We start from the raw sequence: 19,515 nt of genomic DNA on the forward strand, positions 1-19,515 counted from the left end.
CTACTCAAATACGCTTTCGCCGTGGCAGCCTCCTGGCCGTTCATCGGGCGTACAGCGCACCTGGCGGCGATCAGGTCGGCCGGGCACGGCATGGTCGTCGCCGGCCCGCCGGGGACGGGCAAGAGCCGCCTGGTGGCGCAGGCCGTCCACGATCTCGAACGGGTCGCCTGGGCGCGGGCCACCGCGGCCGCGGGACAACTCCCCCTCGGCGCCTTCGCCCCGCTGCTGCCCGCCACACCGCCCACCGGCAACCCGCTGGGCTGGGCCGCCGCCGCGCTGCGCGCGCCGGTGCTGGTGGTGGACGACGCCCACCTGCTCGACCCGGCCTCGGCCGCGCTCGTCCACCACCTCGTGACGAGCGGCGGCACCCGCGTGATCGCGACGCTGCGCAGCCGGACACCGGCGCCGGACGCGGTGCACGCGCTGTGGAAGGACGGCCTGGTGCCGCGGCTGGAGCTGGAGCCGTTCTCCCTGGAGGAGACCGCGGCCGTCCTGGAGGCCGCCATGGGCGGCCGGGTGGAGGCCGCGACCGTGGCCAGGCTGTGGCGCGCCAGCCAGGGCAACGCGCTCTACCTGCACGAGCTCGTACTGTCCGGGATCCTCACCGAGGATGGGGACGTGTGGCGCTGGCGCGGACCGCTGACGATCACGCCTACGCTGCGCGAGACCATCGCCGGCCGCATCGGCGAACTGACCGCGCATGAGCGGGAGGCGCTGGAGCTCCTGGCCTACGGCGAGCCGCTCGGCGCCGACCTGCTGGCCGTCCTCGGGTCCCTCGACGCCGTCCAACACCTGGAGGACCGGCAGCTCGTCACCGTGCAGCGGGACGGCCGACGGCTCCAGGTACGGCTCGCGCACCCCCTCTATGGCGAGGTCATCAGGGACGGTTGTGGCGTGCTGCGCGCCCGCACGGTGACGCGCCGGCTGGCTCAGGCGGTCACCGAGGCCGGGCTACGACGGCGCGAGGACGTGCTCAGGGTGGCGGTCTGGCGGCTGGACGGCGGCATGACCGGCGATCCCGGGCTACTGCTGGCCGGTTGCGAGCGCGCCAGGGTCATCCGCGACCTGGAGCTGGCCGTACGGCTTGGACGCGCGGCCGTGGCAGCCGGCGGCGGAAGGCCCGCGCTGGCCGCGCTCGGCACCGTGCTGTTCTACACCGACCGGCACGCCGAGGCCGAGGAGATGTACGCCACCGCCTGGGCGGTGGAGATGAGCGAGACGGCCCGGATCGACCTCGGCGTGCAGCGCGCACTGAACCTGACCGTCGGGCTCGGGGACGTTCCGCGGGCACGAGCCGTCCTGGAAGAGACCACCCGGCTGGCCCGCGGTGTCGACGGACGGCAGGGCACCTTCATCATGCGGGCCGTCCTGGCCACCCTCACCGGCGACATCGCCGCCGCGGAGGACCTGCTGGCGCGCACGCGGGACATGGGCCCGCTCAGCCCGCACGGCGAACGCATGATCGACGGGGCCGAGGTGGCCGTCCTGCTGGCGCGGGGCCGGGCCACGGAATGCCTGGCCCGCGTGAAGGAGGCCGGCGCCCGGCTCGCGAAGGAACCCGACGCCATGCGCAGCCTGTCCGCCGCTCTGACCGGGCACGCCACGAACGCCGCGCTGCTGCTCGGTGACCTGGACGCCGCCGAGCGGCTCGCCGACGAGGGATACGGCCTGGGGGGCCAGTTCGGCAGCTGGACGCGGGCGATCCTGGAGTTCGGCGCAGCGAAGGCCCGCGTGCTGCGGCTGCGCGGCCGGCTCACCGACGCCCTCGCCTGGGCCCGCGACACCGTCGTGCGGCTGCCCGCCCGCAGCGTGCTGGCCGGAGCCTGCCTTGGCGAGCTCGCGCACGCGTACGCGCTGCTCGGTGACGCCGCCGCGGCCGAGGAGGCCCTGGCGCGCGCGGAGGCCACGGGTATGCCGATCGGCCCGTACGTCGTCCTGCCCCTTCGCTTCGCCAAGGCATGGACCCTGGCCGGGCGCGGCGACGTCGCCGGGGCTGTCGAGATCTGCCTGGAGGCCGCCGAGAGCGCGTTGCCTTGCGACGTGCCGTTCGCGCTGCACGACGTCGTCAGGCTGGGCCGTGCTGACCTCGTTTCCGCACGGCTCGCCGCGCTCGACGTGGACAGTCCGTTGGTCGCCCTTTTCGCGCGGCATGCCGCCGCCCGCGACGGCGGGGAGCTCGACGCGGTCTCGGAAGGCTTCGAACGGCTCGGCCTGCTGCTCTACGCGGCCGAGGCGGCGGCGCAGGCAGCCGCCCGCCACCGCGAGTCCGGGCTGTGGCGCGGCGCGCGGACGGCGGAAACGCGGGCCTGGCGGCTCTCCCAGCGCTGCCAGGGCGCCCGTACGCTCGCGCTGATGGACCTCGACGTCCCCGGTCTGACGCCGAGGCAGCGCGAGATCGCCGTGCTGGCCGCCCAAGGGCTGACGAACCGCGAGATCGCCGAGCGGCTCGTCGTGTCCGTCCGCACCGTCGCCAACACGCTGTACGCCGTCTACGACAAGACAGGCGTCAACGATCGCACCGCCCTCGCCGCCCTCCTGGACGGGCCGGAGGGATAGCACCGACTCATCCGTAGTCGCTGATCGCCGCCCTGACAGAGGAAAAGCCGGCGACCACCGTCACGGCGCGCCCAGAGCCCTGATCACACCAGTCCGCAGGACCGCCAGGCGATCGGCACACGTGGCGACCACTGCCCGCCGTCACCGCGCACCATCACATACGCGGTGAGCGGCGGCGCGAACGAGCTGCCACCGCACAGCACCCGCCCTGTGTCGACCGAGTAACTGCCCGCCGGTCCGTCGCCCCCCGCCTGCGCCGTAGTACGGCCCTGCCACAGCACCCGGTCATCCGAGGCGCGCTTGACCTGGACGGTGACCTGGATACCCGGCGTCAGGTAGTAGCCGCGGACGGCCACGGTCTGGTACGGCCCCTCGTTGGTGGTGGAGCAGCTTTCACCGTCGCAGGAGGGCCCGCTGCCGGCGTGGTTGCGCTTCACCATGATGACCCAGGCCAGCCTGCGGACCGCTCTGTCGTTGTCGCGCCGCGCCTGGGTGCGGGAGCTGGGGACCACGCACCGGTAGTCACCGGGGTATGCCTCCCGCCAGACGAACCCGGTCGTGCACGCGTGCCAGATGCCGGAGGCGTTCTCCGACCGCGTACGGTCGCGTACAGACGGGTCCACGCAGACGTGGTCGCTGGGCCCTGCGCCGCGCCAGACGTACCCGCTGGCGCAGGTGTCAGGGGCGAACGCCGTCTCGGCGGCGGCCCCCGTGACCCCGAGCACCGACATCGCCAGGCACCCCGATGCGGTTATCGCCACGAGCCTGCCGGAACGTGTGAGCATGTCTTCCTCCAGGAGAGAGTGAGGGACGGATCGCGGGCGGGGGCACTCCCGGCCCCCGTGATCGCATCCTGTCTCGCACCTCACCGTCGGTACATGAGTAACCCCTACTCACATTCCGGCTCTCCGGAGCGCGGCCGTGATCACCATTGTCAAGCAGACGACCGTTGCGGACGCCCTGGCGTGGCTGGACCGGCTGCGCGCACGGATGCGTGCGAATGTCCGCTGACGCTCGTCAGGGGCGGGAGCGCAGGCCGTACATGAGCTCCTCCCAGCGAACCGCGACGGCCGGCGCGGCGTGGGCGGACGCGGTCTCCAGCGCCCCGGCCGCCAGCTTCATGCGGCGGCGTTCGTCGTCGACGAGGGTGAGCAGCGCGCAGGCGAGCGACTCGGCGTCGCCGCCCTCACCCTCCTGGACCAGCACGCTGTCGCGGCCCGGACGGAGGAACTCGGCGGGCCCGCGGGACCCGGCGAAGCCCACGACCGGCACCCCGCAGCTCAGCGCCTCGATGACGGTCATGCCCAGCACCTCGTGCCGCGACGGCACCGCGACGATGGACGCCTTGGCGAACTCGCCGGGCAGGTCGGGCGTGGTGCCCATGAAATACACGTGGTTGTGCAGGTCGAGGTCGCGGACGAGGGCGCGCAACCGCCGCTCCTCCGGGCCCCCGCCGTACAACCGCAGCCGCCAGTCGGGCCGCTTGTCGGCGACGATCGCGAAGGCCCGCACGAGCCGGTCGTACGACTTGCCGGACACCAGCCTGCCCCCGGCGCTGACGATCCGGTTGTCCATGCGGGAGCGCGGCCAGGGCGTCCCGGGCAGGGCGTCGGGGATGACGTGGACCGACAGGTCGTCGTCGAGCAGCCGCACCCACTCGTCCCGGCGGCCGGCGGTGCTCGCCACCACGGCGTCGAGCCGGGGATAGAACCGGCGCACCGGGCCGGGCACCGACGGCCTGCCCCACTCCCTGGCGATGCGGACGACGTCTCGCGGGGCATACCTGGCGGCCTGCACGCTCAGCGACGGCCGGGTGGTGATCAGGACGTCGGCGTGCAGACCGCGCAGCATCCGCCAGAGCGCCACCTCGGTGCGCACCTGTCCCCGGGGCAGCAGGTGATGGACACCCGGGCGGGCGTCCACGAGCCAGCGCAGCGTCACCTGGCGGTCGACCGGGAAGAACGGCGTCTCCCTGGTGCGCCGGACGCTCACCACCTCCACCTCGTGCCGTGCGGCCAGCCCTCCTGCGAGGTTCAGCATCGCCCGCACGTCACCGCGCATGCCGTACGCCGAGGGGAGCAGGAACGCGATTCTCACGCTCCCACCTCCAGGAGCAGCTCGTCGCCTTGGGTGAAGCTGGGACGGATCGGCACGCCGTCCACAAGCGCGTGGGGATAGTGGACGCGGCGGCGTTTGCCCTCCACGTCGTCGAGCCTGGCGCCCAGCGGCAGCGCGCGGTCGACGCCGTCCACCTCCAGGTAGGGCTCCCAGGAGCCCTGCGAGTCGGGGGTGGCGGCCAGCACGTCGCACAGCGAGAGCGCGGCGTGGAACCGGACCCCCTGGACGGTGGCGGCGACCCGCACGGTCGCGGCCGAATCGTCGTGGTCCGGATCGCCGTGGCCCGGATCGTTGTGGCCCGGATCGCTGTGACGCAGCGCGAGCGTGGCGTGGCGGTGCTGGTCGTCGTCGTCCAGGCCGGTGTAGGCCAGCAACCCGGTCACCTCGAACCGCCCCTCGCGGAACCACACCGCGCGGACGTCGGCGACCGGCTCCGCCGGATCTATCTTCAGGGCCAGGAATCCGTTGCGCGTGCGGTAGGCCCGGTAGGCCAGCGTCCGGCGGCCCAGCGCGTACGCGTCGAGGCGGTCGAGCGAGAACCCGGGATCGGCGCTCTGGATGCGGGCGCGGACGCCGTCCTGTTCCAGGTAGGTGTCCCAGCGCCCGGGATCGAGGTCGAGGGGCGCGAGGGAGACCGCGACGCTGGCGTCCCTCGTACGCCCGCCGGAGGCGCCGAGCGTCACCCGCCGTTCCTCACCCGTGCCCCGTCGCCGCAGGATCAGGCGGGTGCCGTCCGCCAGCGGCTCGGCGATGGACAGACGCAGGGAGAGGACGTCCGCCAGGGTGACCTCCGCGTCGATGACGACCACACCCACCGTCCAGCCCCCTCCCCGTCGATTGAGCCAACGTTGAGGTTACCGTGATTTTCCTGTTATGTGGAGAAAGCCTTTGTCACTCTTCCGTGAAACACGGTTCATTCCATCGCCTTGACCAGTGATTTCCACAAATAGTTCACGGTCGCGGCAAAGATTGCTTTACTCCTGCTTGATGGATTTGATGAGGAGCTGGGCGACGTCCACGACCTCCAGCGACTCCTTGGCCTGACCGGCGTTCTTCTTCTCGTTGATCGCGTCGCCGAGCATCACGAGGCAGAACGGGCAGGCGGTGGAGACGGTATCGGGATCGGTGGTCAGCGCCTCGTCCACGCGCTCGGTGTTGATGCGCTTTCCGATGCGCTCCTCCATCCACATGCGCGCGCCGCCGGCGCCGCAGCAGAATCCGCGTTCCTTGCAGCGGTGCATCTCCTGGGCCTGGACGCCCGGCACCTTGGCCATGATGTCGCGCGGCTGGGCGTACACCTTGTTGTGCCGCCCGAGGAAGCACGGGTCGTGGTAGGTGATCTTCTCCTCGATCGGGGTGATCGGGGTGAGCCTGCCCTCCTCGACCAGATGCGCCAGCAGCTGCGTGTGGTGCACGACCTCGTAGGTGCCGCCGAGCTGCGGATACTCGTTGGCGAGGGTGTTGAAGCAGTGGGGGCAGGTGGCCACGATCTTCTTGACCCCGGCCTCGTTGAGCGTCTCGATGTTCTGCTGGGCGAGCATGTTGAACAGGAACTCCATGCCCAGGCGGCGGGCCGGGTCGCCCGTGCACGCCTCCATCGGGCCGAGCACGCCGAACTTGACCCCGGCGATGTGCAGCAGTTCCGCGACGGCCTTGGTGGTCTTCTTGGCCCGGTCCTCCAGCGCGCCGGCGCAGCCGACCCAGAACAGGTACTCGACGTCCTCGGGCATTTTCTCGTCGACGATCGGGACCTCGAAGTCGAGCTCCTCGATCCACTCGGCGCGCTTCATCTCGGACATGCCCCACGGGTTGCCCTTGTTCTCCAGGTTCTTGAGCATCACGCCCGCCTCGGACGGGAACGACGACTCGATCATCACCTGGTAGCGGCGCATGTCGAGGATGTGGTCGATGTGCTCGATGTCGACCGGGCACTGCTCGACGCAGGCGCCGCAGTTCGTGCACGACCACAGGACGTCGGGGTGGATGACCCCGTCCTCGCCGACGAGCGGCTTGTCGAGCAGGGCCAGCACGTCCTCGGAGAAGCTCTCCTTCTCCTTCTCCCCGGCCAGCAGGTACGGCGCGACCGCGAAGGCGTGGTCACGCTGGTCGAGGATGAGCATCTTGGGCGACAGCGGCTTGTCGGTGTTCCAGGCCGGGCACTGCGACTGGCAGCGGCCGCACTCGGTGCAGGTGTAGAAGTCGAGGAAGCCCTTCCAGGTGGTGTCGGTGATCTTGCCGCGGCCGAACACGTCGACCTCGGGGTCGGCCTCCTCGAAGTCGAGCACCTTGCCGTCGCTGCGCATCGGCTGGGCCGGGCCCAGCCCGTCGGGGCGGCGGGAGAACAGCACGTTCAGCGGCGCGGTGAAGATGTGCAGGTGCTTACTGTTCACCACGATGACCAGGAACACCAGCATGAGGCCGATGTGCAGCAGGAGGGCGATCTGCTCGAGCAGCTCGCTGTGCGGCAGGATCTTCCCGATGGCCAGGCTGGCGAAGGCGCCGGAGTCATAGGGGAAGTTGCCGTTGGCGGCCGCGGAGCCCCGGGCGAGGAACAGCGTCCAGATGATGTTGAAGATCATGAACAGGACCAGCCAGGCCCCGCCCAGGTGGGAGCCGGAGAAGCGGGAGCCGCGCCCGAGCTTCTTCGGCGAGTTCTTGATCCGGATGGCGGTGAACGCGACCAGCCCGAGCAGACAGGCGACCGCGATGAAGTCCTGCAGGAAGCCCAGCACCGGCCAGGTTCCGATAAGCGGGATGTGGAAGTCCGAGTGCCCGGTGATCGCACCCTGGATGATCGCGCCGTACGCCTCGATGTAGACGGTCAGCAGGATGAAGAACGCCCACATGACGAAGAAGTGGGCGGTGCCGGACGGGGTCCACTTCAGCAGCTTGCGCTGGCCGAAGACCTCGACCAGCTGGGCCTTGATCTCGGCGCCGGCGTGTTCCTTGGCGTACTCGATCCGCTCCGGGGCCGGCTGGCCGCTGGTGGCGAGCCGGTAGAGGAACAGCACGCGACGGCCCGCCAGTGCGACCGCCACGGCGGTCGCGACGAGGCCCACAATCGCTACCCAGAGCACGAGTCCCTCCCATATCGAACGTCGGCGGCCAGCGTAGGAGCGCGGCGCCCTCGCGTGGGCGGTGGAGTCCCGCCCTGTGGATAACGCCTACGCTTCCCGAATGGTACCGGCGAGTAACTTATCCTGGGTCACGCTCGGCGAGTGGCACTTGTCACTGCGTTTCCCGCCGACGGCACGATACTAGAACAAAGCTCTACAAGAGGGTATGAGAGGGGCGCTCGTAATCTATCCGGCCAGGTAACGCTGCATGGTGGGGCCCAGCAGCGCGACGATCTCCTCGACGTCGGCGGAGGCCATCGGTTCGAACCTGAGGATGTAGCGCGTCATCACCACGCCGAACAACTGCGCGAAGGCCGCCTCCATCCGCAGCGGCGGAACGTCCAGAGCCTCGGCCACCCGGCCGAGGACGGCCGTCGTGAAGAACTCCCGGACCATGCCGACGGCCTGCTCGTTCACCATCGCGGTCCGCACCAGCCCCAGCAGCGGCTCCCTGGCCGCCGGGTCCGCCGTCATCGTCAGGATGAAGCGGACGAGGCGCTCGCCGACCTCCTCACGCGGCCCGGACAGGATGAGGGGAAGCACCGACGAGGGGTCCATCGGCAGCCGCATGGCCGCGACGAACATCCCCTCCTTGCTGTCGAAGTAGTGATGGACGAGAGCCGGATCGACACCGGCCTCCCGGGCGATGCCGCGGATCGTCGCCTTGTCGAACCCCTTCTCCGCGAAGACCCGGCGCGCCGCGGCCAGGATCTCCCCGCGGGTGTCCGCCGCGCCCGGACGGCGGCCGGGTCGCCGCCCCGGTCGCCGCCTGCCGCCCGAGACCTCCGGCACCTCCGTCGTCACGTCGCTCCCCGCTCCAGCTCAGCCCCTGCGGCCCACCGCAAGATACACGCGCATGGGGACGGTCAGCCGCCCGTCGGGAAAGACGCGGCCGAGCTCGGCGCGCTCCCGGGCGAGCAGCTCCGTCACCACGTCACCCTCCATCCTCGCCATGTACGAGTGGGAGCGCAGGTCGGTCAGGAAGTCCTCCAGCCGCACCGACCTGGTCCAGTCGACCCAGGTCTTCGCCACGACGAGGCCGGCGTCGGACATGGCCGCGGCGATCGGCGGCATGCTCCACCCGGGCAGCACGGGCCCGATGTAGCCGGGGCACGACTCGGCGAGCCGCACCTGGTTGGCCGCCAGCCAGTCCGCCTTGCCGGGGTCCACGCTGTTCCACCAGCCCGCGACCGCGCCGCCGTCCCCGGTCACGCGTACGGCCTCGGCCACCGACAGCGCCGGGTCGAGCCAGTGCCACGACTGGGCGTACGTCACGAGGTCGGCCGCGCCCGCGCGGAAGGGCAGATCGTTCCCGTCGGCCAGCAGGGCCGGGCACGCCGTACGGGCGCGCAGGCGGGCCAGCATCCGCTCGCCGCGGTCCACGGCGACGACCCGGGCGCCGCGGTCGAGCAGGCCCCGGGTCGAGATGCCCGTGCCCGCTCCGACGTCGATCACGGTCGCCCCGGCGAGCCGGACCCCCGACAGGGTCTCCAGCGCGACGTAGAGGGCCTCCGGGTAGTGCGGCCTCGCCGCGTCGTACTCCTGGGAGACGCGGTCGAAGACCCGGTGGCTGTCCGCGAGCCGCTCGTTCATGAGGCCGTCGACGAGGCGGCGTAGTGGAGCCTCGCGAAGGCGAGCGCCTCGGTCAGGTCCTCGGTCCGCTCGCTGCGGCTGGTGGCCTTGCGCGTGTTGATCTCCAAGACGATCAGGCCCCGGTAGCCGTTGCCGGCCAGGCGTTCCAGGATCGGCCCGCAGGGCTGCGACCCCCGGCCGGGCACCAGGTGCTCGTCCTTGTTGGTGGTGCCCACCCCGTCGGCCAGGTGCAGGTGGGCCAGCCGCTCGCCCAGTTTGGTCGCCATCTCCATCGCGTCGGACCCGGACACCGCCGTATGGGACAGGTCGAGCGTCACGTCGGGGAAGTCGTAGTCGACGGGGTTCCAGTCCGGCGCGTACGGCACGACCTCGTTGCCCCTGGCCCGCAGCGGGAACATGTTCTCCACCGCGAAGACGACGTCGGTCTCCTCACGCATCCGGGCCAGGCCCTTCTCGAACTCCTTGGCGTAGTCGCGCTGCCAGCGGAAGGGCGGGTGGACGACGACGGTCTGCGCGCCCAGCCGCTCGGCCGCCTCGCGGGCCCTGCGCAGCTTCAGCCACGGGTCGCGGCCCCATACCCGCTGGGTCACCAGCAGGCAGGGCGCGTGCACCGCAAGGATCGGGATCTGGTAGTGGTCGCGCAGCCGTTGGAGGACCTCGATGTCCTGACTGACCGGGTCCTGTCCCACCATGATCTCTACGCCGTCGTACCCGAGCCGGGCGGCCAGTTCGAAGGCGTCCGGCGTACGCTCCGGGTACACCGACGCCGTCGACAGCGCCACCGTGCCGCTGGGCACGCGGATGTCACTCATGAGGCCAGCCTCCCCTGGCGGCCCCCGGGCACGTTCCAGTCCCGTGGCCGTGGCCGTCCGTTCGCTCCCTGCGCCCGTTCACGGATCCAGCCTAAGCCGCACCCGCGCCGTGCGCCGCTTCGCCACAATCAACTACCCAAGGTCGCGAACTAATGTGGGGCGCATGGCACGGATCGTGAGCGGGGCCGTACCCAGTCCGAACATCTGGAACACTCCCCAGATCTACGAGCTGGAGAACCTCGCCGTGGGACCCGCGGGCGCGGCCGAGTCGGCGATGCGGGCCGTACGGCCCTGGGACGGCGCGACGGTGGTCGAGATCGGCTGCGGCAGCGGCTTCCACCTGTCCGCGCTCGCCGCGTCCGCCGGGCGGGTCGTGGGCGTCGAACCGCACGGCGGCCTGGCCGCCCAGGCCGTCGCCCGCTGCGCGTCGCTGCCCAACGTCTCGGTGCGTACGGGCACCGCGCAGGCGCTGCCCCTCCCCGACGCGTCGGCCGACGTGGCGATCGCGCGGTGGGCGTACTTCTTCGGGCCCGGCTGCGAGCCCGGCCTGCGCGAGCTGGGGCGGGTGCTGCGCCGGGGCGGCGCGGCCTTCGTGGTGGACGTGGACGCCTCGCGCGGGGCGTTCGGCCGCTGGTTCCGCCGATCGCTGCCGTCCTACTCCCCGGAGGCCGTGGAACGCTTCTGGTCCCGGCAGGGCTGGCGGCGCGAGGACCTGGACCTGCGGATGACGTTCCGTTCCAGGGCCGACCTGGCGGCGGTGCTGCGCATCGAGTTCACGCCCGAGGTGGCCGGCGAGGCGCTGCGGGAAGTCGAGGGCCTGGAGATCGACTACCCGAACGTCCTGAGGTGGCGGGAATTCTGAAGCCGGGCTTGACCTTGTCACCGGCGTCAAGCTTTACCGTCGTGCCCAGGACAGCCGAGGAGGGCCGATGCGGATCGGCGAGCTGGCCCGGCGTGCAGGAGTGAGCCCCCGAGCGCTGCGCTACTACGAGCAGCGGGGGCTCATCCGGTCGCGCCGCTCGGCGAACGGATATCGCGAGTACGACGAGTCGGACGTCCGGATCGTCACCGAGATCCGGGAGCTGATGTCGGTCGGCTTCACGCTGGACGACGCCCGCCCGTTCGTGGACTGCCTGCGGTCCGGACACTCGTCCGGGGGCTCCTGCCCCGAGTCTGTCGCCGTCTACCGGCGCAAGCTCGCCGAGATCGACCGGCAGATCCGCGACCTGCTGGCCCGCCGCTCGGAGGTGGCCGCCCAGTTCGCCGACGCCTGCCCCGGCTGCCTGCTGACACGACGAGGAGAGTCATGATCACGCTGACCGCGGAGAACTTCGACGAGCAGGTGCTGCACAGCGACAAGCCCGTGCTGGTGGACTTCTGGACCGACTGGTGCCCGCCCTGCAAGATGATCGCCCCGATCCTGGAGGAGATCGCCGCCGAGTACGGCGACCGCCTCACAGTGGCCAAGATCAACGCCGACGACCACCCCGAGATCGCCCAGCGCTACAACGTCCTGGGCTTTCCCACGCTGAACCTCTACCGGGACGGCGAGATCGTCCAGCAGATCAGGGGCGCCAAGCCCAAGCGCCTGCTGCTCGCCGACCTCGCGGGCCACTTCTAGTCACGTCCGTCTGCCGACAGCCGCTTATATAAGTGTTGACTTTTATAAGCGGCTATCGGCATAGTGGGCGCGTGCACGCATTCGACGCGCTGGGGGATCCGGTGCGACGCCGGATCCTGGAGCTGCTCTCCCAAGGCGAGCAGACGTCGGGGGCGCTCACCTCCGTCATCCGCGCCGAGTTCGGGATCTCTCAGCCGGCCATCTCCCAGCACCTGCGAGTGCTCCGCGAGTCAGGACTGGCGTCCGTACGGGCCGAGGGCACGCGGCGGCTGTACGCCGTGGAACCCGAGCCTCTGCGGGAGGTCGACGCCTGGCTGGAGCGGTTCCGCGGCTTGGGGGAACAGCGGCTCGACGCGCTCGGCACCGAACTGGCGCGGGGCAGACGGGAGCAGCGACTCGGACGGCGGCACGGCGGCGGCGATGCCCAGCACGCTGCCCATCACGCAGCCCACGACGGACGAACCGACGAGGAAGAGCGGCAATGAGCGACTTCATCGACCAGATCAACCAAGTACACCGCGCGGTCGGCACGCGCGACCTGCAGGAAGGCGAAGCCCGTACGGTGCTGCTGCGGCGCACCTACGACGCCGGAATCGAGGACGTGTGGGACGCCTGCACCGACTCCGAGCGGATCAGCCGCTGGTTCCTTCCGGTGAGCGGCGAGCTGAAGCTCGGCGGGCACTACCAGCTCCAGGGCAACGCGGGCGGGGAGATCCTGCGGTGCGAGCCGCCCCGGCTGCTGCGGGTGAGCTGGCTGTTCGGCGAGAACCCCGGCTTCAGCGAGGTCGAGGTGCGGCTGAACGCGGAGGGCGACGGCCGCACCGTGTTCGAGCTGGAGCACGTCGCCGTGGTGCCGCCGGAGTTCTGGGACCGGTTCGGACCGGGGGCCACGGGCGTCGGCTGGGACCTGGCGGTGCTCGGGCTCGGGCTGCACCTGCGCGGCGAGATGCTCGACGACCCCTCGGCGTGGGAGCAGTCGGAGGAGGCACGCGAGCTCATGAGGCTCAGCAGCGACCTGTGGGGCGCGGCATACCGGGCCTCCGGCGCGCCGGACGACGTGGTGACCGCCGCGGTCGCCGGCACCACCGCCTTCTACGTGCCGGAGAAGCCGGCGAACTAGTTCTCGGCACTTGCCGCCGCTTTCCGGGAGGGATTGTCGGCGGCGGCCGGTAACCTCCCGCACGTGAGCAAGGCAGCGAAACCGGCGTACCGGTGCGGCGAGTGCGGCTGGACCACGGTCAAGTGGGTCGGCAGGTGCGGGGAGTGCCAGGCGTGGGGCACGGTCGAGGAGGCCGGAGCCCGGCAGGGCGTCCACGTGGTCAAGCCGGGCGCGGTCTCCGCCCCCGCCGTCCCGATCGGCCAGGTGAAGACCGAGGTCGTCAGCTCGCGGACGACCGGAGTCCCCGAGCTCGACCGCGTGCTCGGCGGCGGCCTCGTCCCAGGCGCTGTGGTGCTCCTGGCGGGGGAGCCCGGCATCGGGAAGTCGACGCTGCTGCTGGAGGCCGCCGCGCGCACCGCCGGCGGCGAGACCGTCCTCTACGTGACCGGCGAGGAGTCGGCCGCCCAGGTGCGCATGCGCGCCGATCGCATCGGCGCGATCGAGGACAGGCTCTACCTGGCCGCGGAGACCGACCTGTCGGCCCTGGTGGCGCACGTCGAGAAGGTGCAGCCGAGCCTGCTCATCGTCGACTCGGTCCAGACGATCGGCTCGGCCGACGCGACCGGGGTGCCCGGCGGCGTGACCCAGGTCAGGGAGGTCGCCGGCAACCTGGTCCGCCTCGCCAAGGAGCGGGCCATGTCCACGGTGCTCGTCGGCCACGTCACCAAGGACGGCACGATCGCCGGGCCCCGGGTGCTGGAGCACCTGGTGGACGTCGTGCTCCACTTCGAGGGCGACCGCAACTCGCGGCTGCGCCTGGTGCGCGCGGTGAAGAACCGGTTCGGCCCGATCGACGAGGTGGGCTGCTTCGACCTGCACGAGCGCGGCATCACCGGGATCACCGACCCCAGCGGGCTGTTCGTCTCCCGCCACCCCGAGCCGGTGCCGGGCACCTGCGTCACCGTGACCATCGAGGGCACCCGGCCGATCCCGGCCGAGTTGCAGGCCCTGGTCGGCCCGACCGAGGCTCCCCAGCCCCGCCGCACGTCCTCCGGCCTCGACTCCTACCGGGTGGCGATGGTGCTCGCCGTCATGGAGCGGCGGCTCAACGCCAAGATCGGCAAGTGCGACGTCTTCACGGCCACCGTGGGCGGGATCCGCCTGACCGACCCCGCCGTCGACCTCGCGCTGATGCTGTCGGTCGTCAGCGCGGCAGGCGACCAGGCCCTGCCCGCCGGGCTCGTCGCGCTGGGCGAGGTCGGCCTGGCCGGCGAACTGCGGCCGGTGCGGGAGGTCCGGCGGCGGCTGGCCGAGGCGGCCCGGCTCGGCTTCACCAGGGCGCTGGTGCCCGCCGGCTCGCTGGAGGAGGAGGGCCCACGTCTGGAGGCGTCGGCGAGCCGCGGCCGACTCGTGGCGCTACGCTCGCCGACCGGCCGCACGACGCCGTTCGCGCCGGGCTTCGAGGTCACGGAGGTGGAGAACGTGTGGGACGCGCTCAACCTCATGAGGTCGTCGAGGTGATCTCTCGTCACACCGGTGAGCACGGCGTCTCGCCGGTAAACTCTGTTGCCTGCCCCGTCGGCCGTGGCCTCGCCCCCGCGCCCCCGAGGGGCGTCACAGGGCGTCCGCGGAGCGCCTCGCGGATCTCGCCGCGACAGGGGATCGGTAGGAAGACGATCTGACGGATAACGACCGGGCGAGCCCACTGGGGTGCATGTGCTGGACAACGACAAGGCGATCGACGACCGCAGAAGGGCCGTGCTCGCCGCGCTCGCCCCGGGGACGGCGCTGCGCGACGGGCTGGAGCGCATCCTGCGCGGCCACACCGGCGGCCTGATCGTCCTCGGGTACGACCGCACGGTCGAGGACATCTGCACCGGCGGGTTCACGCTCGACGTCGAGTTCTCCGCGACCCGCCTGCGCGAGCTGGCCAAGATGGACGGCGCGATCGTGCTCGACACGGCCCACCTCAGGATCGTGCGGGCCGCCGTGCACCTCGTGCCCGACCCGGCCATCCCCACCGACGAGTCCGGCACCCGGCACCGCACCGCGCAGCGGGTGGCCAGGCAGACCTCGCTCCCGGTCATCGCGATCAGCAAGTCGATGCGGATCATCGCGCTCTACCTCGACGGCATCCGCTACGTGCTGGAGGAGTCGGCCGCGATCCTGTCCAAGGCCAACCAGGCCCTGGCGACGCTCGAACGCTACAAGAAGCGGCTCGACGAGGTCTCCGGCAACCTGTCGGCCCTGGAGATCGAGGACCTCGTGACGGTCCGCGACGTGGCCGTCGCCGTCCAGCGCCTGGAGATGGTCCGCCGCATCGCCCGCGAGATCGAGGGATACGTCGTCGAGCTCGGCACCGACGGGCGGCTGCTGTCGCTCCAGCTCGACGAGCTGTTCGCGGGCGTGGAGACCGACCGCGTGCAGATCATCCGCGACTACGCGCCCGGCTCGCTCGGCGCGCGGCCGTACGGGGACGCCGACGCCATGCGGGAGCTGGACGAGCTGTCCTCCGGCGACCTGCTCGACCTGTCGAAGGTGGCGCAGATTCTGGGTCACCACGGCGGCGACGCGCTCGACACGCCGGTCAGCCCACGCGGCTTCCGGCTGCTCACCAAGGTCCCCCGCCTGCCCGGGGCGATCGTCGACCGGCTCGTGAGCCACTTCGGCGGCCTGCAGAAGCTGCTCGCGGCCAGCACCGACGACCTCCAGGCCGTCGGCGGCGTGGGCGAGACCCGGGCGCGCAGCGTCCGCGAGGGCCTGTCGCGGCTCGCCGAGTCGTCCATCCTGGAGCGCTACCTGTAGGTCTCGTCAGCGCAGGTGGAAGACAATCTTCGGACTCTTCAGCCGGCCCGAATGCGCGGTCGCGACGTACGTGCCGGGGTCGGCGGGCGACCGCTTGCCAGCGCACGTGCTCCCCGACCGGTGGCGGTCCCACCGGATCGAGCGGACATAGGGGATGCCGCGCTCCAGCAACTGCCTGTCCACGCCGTCGCCCGCCACGCAGTCGGCCGTCGACCACACGCGCTCGCCGCCCGACAGCACCCGCATCTCCAGCGTGCGCGGCCCGACGTCCACCGTGCACTCGACCTTGCCCGTGCTCACGACCGTCAGCAGGAAGGTCGGCGTGACATCCTTGCCGTACACGTCCTGACCGGCCTGCAGCGCGAGCACGAGGTCCTTCTCGTCGCAGGGGTCGCCCGGGCGCCGCGGCTTGCCGGGCGAGGGCGATACGCCCGCGGAAGCGGACGGCGACGGCTGCCCCGGGACGGCGGCGCCGGAGACGGCGGGCGTCTTCGGAGCCAGCCCGGCGGGCAGCGAGACGACCAGCCGGTCGGAGGGCGTCGCCTTGACGGCGGCGGCGGTCTCGTCCGGCCGTCCGGAGGCGCTGCTGCACGCCCATGCCACGACCGCCACCACGACGAGCATCCCCGTGAGCACCGACACCCGGCGGCGCCAGTAGACGTCCGCCCCCTCGACGCCCACGTCACCACGGAAAGTGTCCGGATCCATACGGACAGTATGGAGAGCCCTGGCGGGCCAGAGGTATCGGCTCGCTGAACCTTGTCCTTCTCCAGATCACAGCCTCGCCGGGTCTTTGCGCAATCGGGCGCCGTACGCTCCGCAGCGCGGCTCTCGGTACAGTCGGGGCGTGTCCGCCTCCTTGCGTGAGCCCATCCTCGACTGGTACGCCGAGCACAACCGCGACCTGCCCTGGCGGCGTCCCGACGCGACCCCGTGGGGCATCCTGGTGAGCGAGATCATGCTCCAGCAGACGCCCGTCGCCCGGGTGCTGCCCGTCTGGACCGAGTGGATGGAGCGCTGGCCCACCCCGGAAGCGCTCGCGAAGGAGTCCCCCGGCGAGGCAGTACGCCACTGGGGGCGGCTCGGCTACCCGCGCAGGGCGCTCAACCTCCACGCGTGCGCCCGGGCCGTCACGGCCGACCACGGCGGCCGCGTGCCGTCCACCTACGACGAACTTCGGGCCCTGCCCGGGATCGGCGACTACACGGCGGCGGCCGTGGCCAGCTTCGCGTACGGCGGCAGCCACGCGGTGCTGGACACGAACGTGCGGCGGGTGCTGGCCAGAGCGGTGCGCGGCGAGGAGTACCCGCCGAAGGCGCCCACGGCGGCCGAGCGGCGGCTCGCGGAGTCACTGGTGCCCCCGGTGGGCGCGCCTCGCTGGGCCGTGGCCGTGATGGAGCTGGGCGCACTGGTCTGCACGGCCAGGGCGCCCCGCTGCGAGCGCTGCCCGGTCACCGCGCAGTGCGCGTGGCGGCTGGCCGGGCGTCCGGCCCACGACGGCCCGGCGCGGCAGGGCCAGACGTACGCGGGGACCGACCGGCAGTGCCGCGGGCGCCTGCTCGCCGTGCTCCGCGAGGCGCACGGGCCGGTCCCCAAGGAGGCGCTGGACGCCGTCTGGGCCGACCACGTGCAGCGCGAGCGCGCACTGGACGGCCTCCTGGACGACGGCCTGGCCGAGGTACTCCCCGACGGCACCTACCAGCTGCCCTCCTGACGCCTTGGGCGCCTGTCAGGCGGCGAGCTTGAGGCCGAGCGCGGTGAGGTTGCGGCGGGTCCAGTCGAGCTCGTCGGCGAGCTTCGCCACCAGGGCGGCGGGCCCCTTCGCCTTGGGGGAGGTCAGGTCGTGGGCCTCCACCTCGACGTGCGCGGTGCCGTTCACCGCTCCGGACAGGATCGCGGTGAGCGTGTCGGCGATCACCGGCTGGGTGCTGGGGATCTCCTGGCTGTGGTTGTGCACGTGGCTCAGCTTGACCACGGGAGCCCCGGCGAGAGCGAGCCCGCGCAGCGCCGCGTCGGGCTCCTCGGCGCCGCAGGACAGGTGGCAGGCGTCCAGGCAGACGCCGAGGTGATCGGAGTCGATGTCGCAGACCCGCGCAAGGGCCTGCTCGGTGGTCTCCAGCACACAGCCCGGCCAGGGCTCGAACCCGACCCTGACGGTCTTGCCGGTGACGCTGTAGAGGCCGCGCAGCTCACGCGACAGCCGTTCGAGCCGGCGGGAGGCGATGGCGTGCAGGTCGGCGGGCCAGTCGCGGCGCCAGCCGATCGGGATCGTGGAGATGCTGCCCGACTGGACGTCGTCGGGCAGCAGGAACGCGAGGATCTTCGCCAGCGCCATGGTGTAGCGGTAGCGCTCGGGCTTGGCCCAGTCGGGTCCGGGAACCTCCTGGTTGCGCCCGCCGGTGCCGTTCAGGCTGACGCACTCCAGGCCGCGCTCCTCCAGCGACCGGCGCAGCCGTACGAGCTCGATGCGATCGGCGATGAGGTGGTCCGCCACGGCGGGAGCGAGCCACAGGCCGACGCCCAGCCGGTCGACTCCCAGCTTCCTGCGCACCGGCACGGCGTAGCGCGTGAGGTGGGCGATCAGGTTCTCCAGATCCTCGGCGGGATGTACGCCCGCGTTGTAGGCCAGGTGAACCAGCGTCCCGTCGTCGTGCAACAGGCGCATCAGGTGCCTCCAAGGGCTTGTGCACTTCCGGACCGCCAATTCGCCCACAGGGCGTGTCCCGACCGCATGGGACTCCGGTCCTCCTACCGCCGGGATCTCTCCCGGGCGGACCGAGCTTCCCCCGTATGCCCGGTCCTACGCGTCCGCCCCGCAGCGGATTGTCCGGTACGCCGCAGGGATGACATGACGTCCACTCGCACTCATGGCATACCGCGAGCGGACTCTACAAAGTGTAGTACTACGTCCGGTGGCGTGATACCGGTTCTCGCCTTCTCGGCACGAAGGTGACCGCACCGTGACCGAGGTACGGCGGAAAACGCCGAGGGGCGCTCCTCACGGAGCGCCCCTCGGGTGGAACGGGTTATCGCAGGCGGATCAGCGCTGGACCGCCTCGGCGATGGAGGCCGCGGAGTCCGGGACCGCCGGGCTCTTCGCCTCGCCGGTGAAGGTGAACTTCGCGGCGTCGCCTTCGCCCTCGATGTCGATCTTGACGACCTGGCCCGGCCGCAGCTCGCCGTAGAGGATCTTCTCCGACAGCGTGTCCTCCAGCTCCCGCTGGATCGTGCGCCGCAGCGGGCGGGCGCCCATCACCGGGTCGTACCCGCGGTCGGCCAGCAGCTGCTTGGCGGCCGGGGTCAGCTCCAGGCCCATGTCGCGGTCCTTGAGCCGCTCGGCCACCTGGGCGAGCATCAGGTCCACGATCTGGATGATCTCCTTGGGCGTGAGCTGGTGGAAGACCACGATGTCGTCGACGCGGTTGAGGAACTCCGGCCGGAAGTGCTGCTTGAGCTCCTCCTGCACCTTGGCCTTCATCCGGTCGTAGTTCGACTCGGTGTCGTTGGCGCGGGCGAACCCGACCCCGATGCCCTTGGAGATGTCCCGGGTGCCGAGGTTGGTCGTCATGATGATGACGGTGTTCTTGAAGTCCACCACGCGGCCCTGGGCGTCGGTCAGCCGACCGTCCTCCAGGATCTGCAGCAGCGAGTTGAAGATGTCGGGGTGGGCCTTCTCGATCTCGTCGAACAGGACCACCGAGAACGGCTTGCGCCGCACCTTCTCGGTCAGCTGGCCGCCCTCTTCGTACCCGACGTAACCGGGCGGGGAGCCGAACAGCCGCGAGACGGTGTGCT

General features: G+C 71.5%; 19 protein-coding genes. 9 read left to right on the forward strand and 10 right to left on the reverse strand.

Annotated elements, in window-relative coordinates; translation table 11 throughout:
• Positions 1–21: 21 nt before the first annotated feature.
• The gene (locus FH610_RS26925; RefSeq protein ID WP_139577603.1) at positions 22–2,556 is read left to right on the forward strand and encodes a LuxR C-terminal-related transcriptional regulator; all 2,535 of its coding nucleotides are present in this window, start codon (positions 22–24) and stop codon (positions 2,554–2,556) included.
• Positions 2,557–2,639: 83 nt separating this feature from the next.
• Here the strand turns inward: FH610_RS26925 and FH610_RS26930 are convergent, their stop codons facing one another.
• The 7 genes from FH610_RS26930 to FH610_RS26960 form a co-directional block, all read right to left on the reverse strand.
• Positions 2,640–3,341 (reverse strand): hypothetical protein, encoded by a 702-nt coding sequence (locus tag FH610_RS26930; RefSeq protein WP_139577604.1) that lies wholly within the window; start codon positions 3,339–3,341, stop codon positions 2,640–2,642.
• 232 nt (positions 3,342–3,573) lie between these two features.
• Positions 3,574–4,653, reverse strand: coding sequence for a glycosyltransferase (locus FH610_RS26935; RefSeq protein WP_139577605.1), 1,080 nt, complete (start codon positions 4,651–4,653; stop codon positions 3,574–3,576).
• Positions 4,650–5,489, reverse strand: a complete 840-nt coding sequence (locus tag FH610_RS26940; RefSeq protein WP_139577606.1) for a hypothetical protein — start codon at positions 5,487–5,489, stop codon at positions 4,650–4,652. The genes FH610_RS26935 and FH610_RS26940 overlap by 4 nt, the downstream gene beginning before the upstream one ends.
• A 159-nt stretch (positions 5,490–5,648) precedes the next feature.
• On the reverse strand, positions 5,649–7,751 hold the full coding sequence (locus FH610_RS26945; protein WP_139577607.1) for a (Fe-S)-binding protein: 2,103 nt from the start codon (positions 7,749–7,751) through the stop codon (positions 5,649–5,651).
• Between the two features lie 225 nt (positions 7,752–7,976).
• A complete protein-coding gene (locus tag FH610_RS26950) occupies positions 7,977–8,594 on the reverse strand; it encodes a TetR/AcrR family transcriptional regulator (RefSeq protein WP_240809210.1) in 618 nt (205 codons plus the stop codon).
• A gap of 18 nt (positions 8,595–8,612) precedes the next feature.
• A complete protein-coding gene (locus tag FH610_RS26955; protein WP_139577608.1) occupies positions 8,613–9,383 on the reverse strand; it encodes a class I SAM-dependent methyltransferase in 771 nt (256 codons plus the stop codon).
• Positions 9,380–10,195: a sugar phosphate isomerase/epimerase family protein gene (locus tag FH610_RS26960; RefSeq protein WP_139577609.1), complete on the reverse strand. Its 816-nt coding sequence runs from the start codon at positions 10,193–10,195 to the stop codon at positions 9,380–9,382. The genes FH610_RS26955 and FH610_RS26960 overlap by 4 nt, the downstream gene beginning before the upstream one ends.
• A gap of 163 nt (positions 10,196–10,358) precedes the next feature.
• On the opposite strand from FH610_RS26960, the gene FH610_RS26965 reads away from it, so the two are divergent.
• The 7 genes from FH610_RS26965 (at position 10,359) to disA (ending at position 15,720) form a co-directional block, all read left to right on the forward strand.
• Positions 10,359–11,057: a class I SAM-dependent methyltransferase gene (locus tag FH610_RS26965; RefSeq protein WP_139577610.1), complete on the forward strand. Its 699-nt coding sequence runs from the start codon at positions 10,359–10,361 to the stop codon at positions 11,055–11,057.
• 67 nt (positions 11,058–11,124) lie between these two features.
• Positions 11,125–11,505: a MerR family transcriptional regulator gene (locus FH610_RS26970; RefSeq protein ID WP_139577611.1), complete on the forward strand. Its 381-nt coding sequence runs from the start codon at positions 11,125–11,127 to the stop codon at positions 11,503–11,505.
• Positions 11,502–11,816, forward strand: a complete 315-nt coding sequence (trxA, locus tag FH610_RS26975) for a thioredoxin (protein WP_030512307.1) — start codon at positions 11,502–11,504, stop codon at positions 11,814–11,816. The genes FH610_RS26970 and trxA overlap by 4 nt, the downstream gene beginning before the upstream one ends.
• Positions 11,817–11,887: 71 nt before the next feature.
• Entirely contained in the window at positions 11,888–12,301 is a 414-nt protein-coding gene (locus FH610_RS26980; protein ID WP_139577612.1) for an ArsR/SmtB family transcription factor, read from the forward strand.
• Positions 12,298–12,936: an SRPBCC family protein gene (locus tag FH610_RS26985; protein WP_139577613.1), complete on the forward strand. Its 639-nt coding sequence runs from the start codon at positions 12,298–12,300 to the stop codon at positions 12,934–12,936. Before FH610_RS26980 ends, FH610_RS26985 begins: the two co-directional genes overlap by 4 nt.
• A gap of 63 nt (positions 12,937–12,999) precedes the next feature.
• On the forward strand, positions 13,000–14,436 hold the full coding sequence (gene radA / locus FH610_RS26990; protein ID WP_139577614.1) for a DNA repair protein RadA: 1,437 nt from the start codon (positions 13,000–13,002) through the stop codon (positions 14,434–14,436).
• A 195-nt stretch (positions 14,437–14,631) separates the two neighbouring features.
• Complete coding sequence (gene disA / locus FH610_RS26995) at positions 14,632–15,720, forward strand: DNA integrity scanning diadenylate cyclase DisA (RefSeq protein ID WP_240809211.1); 1,089 nt, start codon at positions 14,632–14,634, stop codon at positions 15,718–15,720.
• Positions 15,721–15,726: 6 nt separating this feature from the next.
• On the opposite strand, the gene FH610_RS27000 is transcribed toward disA, so the two are convergent.
• Positions 15,727–16,428, reverse strand: a complete 702-nt coding sequence (locus tag FH610_RS27000; protein WP_139577615.1) for a hypothetical protein — start codon at positions 16,426–16,428, stop codon at positions 15,727–15,729.
• 139 nt (positions 16,429–16,567) lie between these two features.
• Here FH610_RS27000 and FH610_RS27005 point away from each other — a divergent pair, with 139 nt between their 5' ends.
• Complete coding sequence (locus FH610_RS27005; RefSeq protein WP_139577616.1) at positions 16,568–17,434, forward strand: HhH-GPD family protein; 867 nt, start codon at positions 16,568–16,570, stop codon at positions 17,432–17,434.
• A gap of 15 nt (positions 17,435–17,449) precedes the next feature.
• On the opposite strand, the gene FH610_RS27010 is transcribed toward FH610_RS27005, so the two are convergent.
• Together FH610_RS27010 and FH610_RS27015 are read right to left on the reverse strand one after the other, a co-directional pair.
• Positions 17,450–18,385, reverse strand: coding sequence for a TIM barrel protein (locus tag FH610_RS27010; RefSeq protein ID WP_139577617.1), 936 nt, complete (start codon positions 18,383–18,385; stop codon positions 17,450–17,452).
• Positions 18,386–18,760: 375 nt separating this feature from the next.
• Positions 18,761–19,515: AAA family ATPase (locus FH610_RS27015; RefSeq protein WP_152313705.1), on the reverse strand; the 755-nt coding region annotated here is incomplete at its 5' end.

Origin of the sequence: Microbispora catharanthi, assembly GCF_006334915.2 — a bacterium.
In the GTDB taxonomy this organism is placed as follows: domain Bacteria; phylum Actinomycetota; class Actinomycetes; order Streptosporangiales; family Streptosporangiaceae; genus Microbispora; species Microbispora catharanthi.